This window comes from Saprospiraceae bacterium (assembly GCA_016710235.1).
Classification (GTDB): Bacteria; Bacteroidota; Bacteroidia; order Chitinophagales; family Saprospiraceae; genus Vicinibacter.
Map to the genome: position 1 here is coordinate 1 of JADJLG010000003.1, position 5,225 is coordinate 5,225.

At 35.8% G+C, this 5,225-nt stretch carries 8 protein-coding genes; all 8 read left to right on the top strand.

The features are described 5' to 3' along the window. The first annotated feature begins 107 nt into the window (after positions 1-107). The 8 genes from IPI99_13925 (at position 108) to IPI99_13960 (ending at position 4,931) form a co-directional block, all read left to right on the top strand. Positions 108-551: a hypothetical protein gene (locus IPI99_13925; GenBank protein MBK7341600.1), complete on the top strand. Its 444-nt coding sequence runs from the start codon at positions 108-110 to the stop codon at positions 549-551. Between the two features lie 73 nt (positions 552-624). Next, positions 625-891: a hypothetical protein gene (locus IPI99_13930; GenBank protein MBK7341601.1), complete on the top strand. Its 267-nt coding sequence runs from the start codon at positions 625-627 to the stop codon at positions 889-891. 338 nt (positions 892-1,229) lie between these two features. Further along, the gene (locus tag IPI99_13935) at positions 1,230-1,367 is read left to right on the top strand and encodes a hypothetical protein (GenBank protein ID MBK7341602.1); all 138 of its coding nucleotides are present in this window, start codon (positions 1,230-1,232) and stop codon (positions 1,365-1,367) included. An 854-nt stretch (positions 1,368-2,221) separates the two neighbouring features. Next, positions 2,222-2,368: a hypothetical protein gene (locus IPI99_13940; protein MBK7341603.1), complete on the top strand. Its 147-nt coding sequence runs from the start codon at positions 2,222-2,224 to the stop codon at positions 2,366-2,368. 142 nt (positions 2,369-2,510) lie between these two features. Continuing rightward, a complete protein-coding gene (locus IPI99_13945; GenBank protein ID MBK7341604.1) occupies positions 2,511-2,828 on the top strand; it encodes a hypothetical protein in 318 nt (105 codons plus the stop codon). Between the two features lie 95 nt (positions 2,829-2,923). Then, positions 2,924-3,283, top strand: coding sequence for a hypothetical protein (locus IPI99_13950; GenBank protein MBK7341605.1), 360 nt, complete (start codon positions 2,924-2,926; stop codon positions 3,281-3,283). Between the two features lie 49 nt (positions 3,284-3,332). Continuing rightward, on the top strand, positions 3,333-3,491 hold the full coding sequence (locus tag IPI99_13955) for a hypothetical protein (GenBank protein ID MBK7341606.1): 159 nt from the start codon (positions 3,333-3,335) through the stop codon (positions 3,489-3,491). Positions 3,492-4,274: 783 nt separating this feature from the next. Further along, positions 4,275-4,931, top strand: coding sequence for a T9SS type A sorting domain-containing protein (locus IPI99_13960; GenBank protein ID MBK7341607.1), 657 nt, complete (start codon positions 4,275-4,277; stop codon positions 4,929-4,931). Positions 4,932-5,225 lie beyond the last annotated feature (294 nt).

The following is a 5,225-nucleotide window of genomic DNA, read 5'->3' on the forward strand; positions in this document are numbered from 1 at the left end:
CTGCTGCCGATATAATGGGCTCAACATCAAATGAACCAAAAGTAAAATTTATATCTGGTACTCAATGCACATTGAAAGTAACAATCAGCAATGGGAGCTGCACTCAAATGTTAAATAAAGTAATTACAATAAATCCATTACCAAGTGGAACGATAAAAGTAAACACAACAGGTGGAGTTTGTCAGAATCAAACAAGAACTTATAGTATAGATCAATTAATGAATTGCACGGATTGTAAGTACTCATGGAGTATAGATCCCCAAGATGCGGGCACCCCTATGAATGGTAGTAATTCTACATTTGAAGTAAACTGGACAAAAAATGGGCAACATGTTGTTAGATGTACATTAATGAATAAAGAAGGTTGCCAAAAAATATTACCAGAAATCATGGTTACCGTAAATCCATTACCAAGTGGAACGATCAATGGACCGGATCCTGTATGTACAGGAATAGAAAATGAATATTCAATCAATCTATGTACGAATTGTAGTACCTATCTATGGACTGCAACTGGTTCCAAACTCAACAAGTACCGCTACCACTTTTAAAGCAATTTGGCAAAGCTCAGGAGACAAGATATTGCGATGTACTCTAACAAGTAGTCAGAGTTGTACAGCTATATTGGAAAAGAAAGTTACAGTTGTCTCACCCCCAAACGGAACTAGTATTGATGGGGATACTCCTGTATGTATCGGCGATGAAAAAAAATACAGCATAAAAGACTGTACCACATGTGGTACATCTACAGGCTATTCATGGACAGTGGAACCTTCTGCTGCCGCCGAGATACAAGATGAGATGACAGCAAAACCAAAAGTAATATTTAAATCTGGTACTCAATGCACATTGAAAGTAACAATCAGCAATGGGGCTGCACTCAAATGTTAAATAAAGTAATTACAATAAATCCATTACCAAGTGAACGATAAAAGTAAACACAACAGGTGGAGTTTGTCAGAATCAAACAAGAACTTATAGTATAGATCAATTAATGAATTGCACGGATTGTGGTACTCATGGGTATAGATCCCCAAGATGCGGGCACCCCTATGAATGGTAGTAATTTCATTTGAAAACTGGACAAAAATGGGCAACATGTTTGTTAGATGTACATTAATGAATAAAGAAGGTTGCCAAAAAATATTACCAGAAATCATGGTTACCGTAAAATCCATTACCAAGTGGAACGATCAATGGACCGGATCCTGTATGTACAGGAATAGAAAATGAATATTCAATCAATCTATGTACGAATTGTAGTACCTATCTATGGACTGCAACTGGTTCAAACTCAACAAGTACCGCTACCACTTTTAAAGCAATTTGGCAAAGCTCAGGAGACAAGACAGTGCGATGTACTCTAACAAGTAGTCAGAGTTGTACAGCTATATTGGAAAGAAAGTTACAGTTGTCTCACCCCAAACGGAACTAGTATTGATGGGGATACTCCTGTATGTATCGGCGATGAAAAAGGATACAGCATAAAAGACTGTACCATGTGGTACATCTACAGGCTATTCATGGACAGTGGAACCTTCTGCTGCCGCCGAGATACAAGATGAGATGACAGCAAAACCAAAAGTAATATTTAAATCTGGTACTCAATGCACATTGAAAGTAACAATCAGCAATGGAGCTGCACACAAATGTTAACTAAAGTAATTACAATAAATCCGGTACCAAGTGGAACGATAATGCCTAATACTAATGCATATGTAAAGGAACCGGAGTAACATATAATATACAGAATTGCTCAATTTGTCAATCTTATAACTGGTTTTTTGATCCACCTGGTACAACAAATACAATAACAAATAATAAGATACAAAACCCTAAAGTAACCTGGAATGAAACGGCTACACTGAAATGTGAAATAACAAGCATTTCTGGATGCAAGAATACAATTTCAATAGGTCCAATCACCGTAAATCCATTACCAAGTGGAACGATCAATGGACCGGATCCTGTATGTACAAAAATGAACTATACATACCAAATAGACCAATGTACGAATTGTAGTACTTATCTATGGACTGCAACTGATTTAACCTCAATACCTCTAGCACCTATACTGCAAACTGGCAAAGCTCGAGAGACAAGACAGTGCGATGTACTCTAAAAAGTAGTGAAGGTTGTGAAGCTATATTGGAAAAGAACGTTAAGGTTGTCTCACCCCGGATGGAAAATTGTTGGTCAAACAGAATTATGTGCAGACACAATGAAATACAGCATAAATGACTGTAACACATGTAATACAGCTACTACCTATTCATGGACAGTGGAACCATCTACTGCTGCCGATATACAAGATGAGAAGACAGCAACACCAAAAGTAACATTTAAATCGGTACTCAATGCACATTGACTGCAACACTCAGAAACGGGAATTAGAACAAAAATTAACTTTTAATGATAAAGGTTAATCCATTGCCTGTAGGATAATAGAGATGAATACGCCCAATGATATTTGTCAAGGAGATTTTAGAAAATATTCTTTAACTAATTTAATGAATTGTTCAAATTGTAAGTACAATTGGAGCTTGGACGATCCAGATGCCGGCATCATCGATAATACAACAAATCCAACGATTTTAGTGGAATGGAAAAAAAACAGTGATTATAAATTGAAATGTAAAATAACTAACGACAATGGTTGCATAACTGAACTGGAAAGGGAAATTACTATCCGTACCAAACCTGCCAAGCCGGACGATGTTAATTATCCCGACGTAGGATTTTGTAATAATCTGGCAGCTTTATATAAGCAAGTAAATACGCCATCTGATAATATCGAGTATATCTGGAATGGTATGACAAGTTACTAATGGAGGTTCCATGTCTTTTGATGGGCTAACAGATGGTGAGTATAGTACCCCTTGTTCGAATTTCTAGTTATGGTTGTCGGAGGGATGTAGATACCATGAAGGTATCATTATATTGTGCACCTAGTGTAAATTTTATAACGGGGTTTGATGAATCTTGTCATAATGAATTGCAAATTCGACCTATAACCAATGAAGATTCATGTAATATCCAAAATGATAGTATGTTTATAAGGTATAAGAATACCACGGAAAATTACAAATTTACAGCTGAATATACTACACTAAAACTTGAGGGTGTAGTTGATCAAAATAATAAAAACGCCACTATTGGTTTGATCTTTGGTATTATTAATACTAAGGGCTGTAGTGACACAATTACAAAACAAGTAAAAGTAAAATTCTGCAATACATCTTGCCAACTTAAATCTTTAGAAAATAAAAGTCATATGTCATAAAGGTTTGCAAGATAGTATAACGTATATTTAGAGCAACAAAATATAAATATTGCTTGGAATTTTCATAATAGACAGTTTTGAAGTTGATAATACTTATATATTAAAATCTAAAGATTTGGATATAAAATATGATGGTATTAATAAAAAAGTGATTGTTAAAGCTAAAAAAGCAGGTGATTTTAATATTAGTGTTCATTATCAATATTGAACCGATATGTTCCGGTGAAAAATTTGCCTTTATTCTTACCGGAAAATTTATTGCACAACCTAAGTTAAATCCACAAAAAGGACATCAGGCAACTTACAGATTGTAAAAATGCAGCAAAATATATTAATATTAGGGATCTTATAGATCCAAATCTTTATAGTGGTGGTGGAAGCGCAAATGATAAGAAATATTCTCTCATCTCAGGAACAGTAATATATCCAGATTCATTTCTGCTTAACTTGATAATCCAAAGTATTTGAAGTTTGATCAATTAGGCTTGCTGATGGAAAACGGGAGGAATGTGTCAATATGAATGTTGACACTCATTTTTGTCGTTCCATTGGCTTTGCCGATTTATAAAGAATCGATTCATTATATTGTGCAAACAATGATTCTACCACAATACTTTTTACGAACAACTCTCATAAAAATAATCAATATGTATATGATATTTTAATTGATCAATCGCATTATTCTAATCACGCATCACCCATTACTTTATATTGGAGGAATCGAGATAGTGTTAATTATCGTATAATTGTAACCGACACCACTACAAAATACCAATGTAAGGATACAATTAGCGATTTGTTACGCGTAGATAGGGACTATATAAGAGAGAAAACTTTGGATTATTTGATCAATGGACAAAGTGAAGCTAATTATTGTGGTGATCGATCCTTCATTGATCAAATTAAAAAAGATTCCTGAAGGTTCTGCAATGAAGTTCAGGGAGGTAAAAATGAAATAGTAAGGTATTCAACTGATAGTGCATTATTTTGGGTGCATAGATTAGAAGATAGTATTACCATTGCTGTTAAGACGAACACGGAATGTGTAGTAGGTTCTGTGGACATACCACTATCTGTATCAGGTTCTTCACAGTATGTACCGTATAGGCAGATTGTATATATTCCAAGTGCCCAAGTGTTGTTTTATCCTTTTGATTCAAACTATTGTTTCAAGTGGTATAGGTTTGGGACAGATCAAGCTTTTGCGGAATTGGTTGGAAATAAACAGTCCTACATTATTCCTTCATCGGAGTATAGTATTTCAAAGTATCATTACTATGTTAAGGTTTCTAAGTCGGAAAGTTGTGATACATGTGCAACGATCTGCTGGTTTAATTTTCCCGGTCTGGGTGTTTTAGGAAGGAGTGAAGAACCTGCTCCGGGTATCGATCAGCAATTGAATATTTATCCGAATCCATCTTCAGGAAGTTTTGTCCTAGAAATGTACAACAGGGCGACGAGAACCTATGACGTGTCAATCAGGGACATACAAGGCAGGCTACATTTTCGGGACAAATGGACCGCAATTCCGGGGACTTCTACTTTGAGGCCCGAGCACGTATTAGGGAGGTGGCCTTCCGGTTTGTACTTAGTGAGCTTGTCAGATGGATTGCACGAGCCGATTATTCAAAAGATCGTAGTAGAGTAGATTATAATATCCACTGAAGTTGAATCTCATGTTATCTATCATGATGTGTATTTATGTCACAAGTCTATACATTGATGAGTCTCAGCGGAGTCTGAAATGTAGTTCAAGTTCGAAAATTTTGATGCTGACTTTAGATAGTACACCTACACTGCCAAAGATCCCAACATCAGAATTTCGACAACGCAGCGCCGACGATATGATCGCAAGATACCTGGTATGTCTCGTTTTGACAGAAAGGATAGTACGACTTGTATGTTGGGCAGCTATCGAAGACTGGAATAAGCTTTTTTTTCC

What these genes read in the sequence shown, in the direction of transcription:
- IPI99_13950 (MBK7341605.1), top strand. Translation starts at nt 2,924, where the DNA reads ATGAAGGTATCATTATATTGTGCACCTAGTGTAAATTTTATAACGGGG.
- IPI99_13945 (MBK7341604.1), top strand. Translation starts at nt 2,511, where the DNA reads ATGAATTGTTCAAATTGTAAGTACAATTGGAGCTTGGACGATCCAGAT.
- IPI99_13940 (MBK7341603.1), top strand. Translation starts at nt 2,222, where the DNA reads ATGAAATACAGCATAAATGACTGTAACACATGTAATACAGCTACTACC.
- IPI99_13935 (MBK7341602.1), top strand. Translation starts at nt 1,230, where the DNA reads ATGAATATTCAATCAATCTATGTACGAATTGTAGTACCTATCTATGGA.
- IPI99_13925 (MBK7341600.1), top strand. Translation starts at nt 108, where the DNA reads ATGTTAAATAAAGTAATTACAATAAATCCATTACCAAGTGGAACGATA.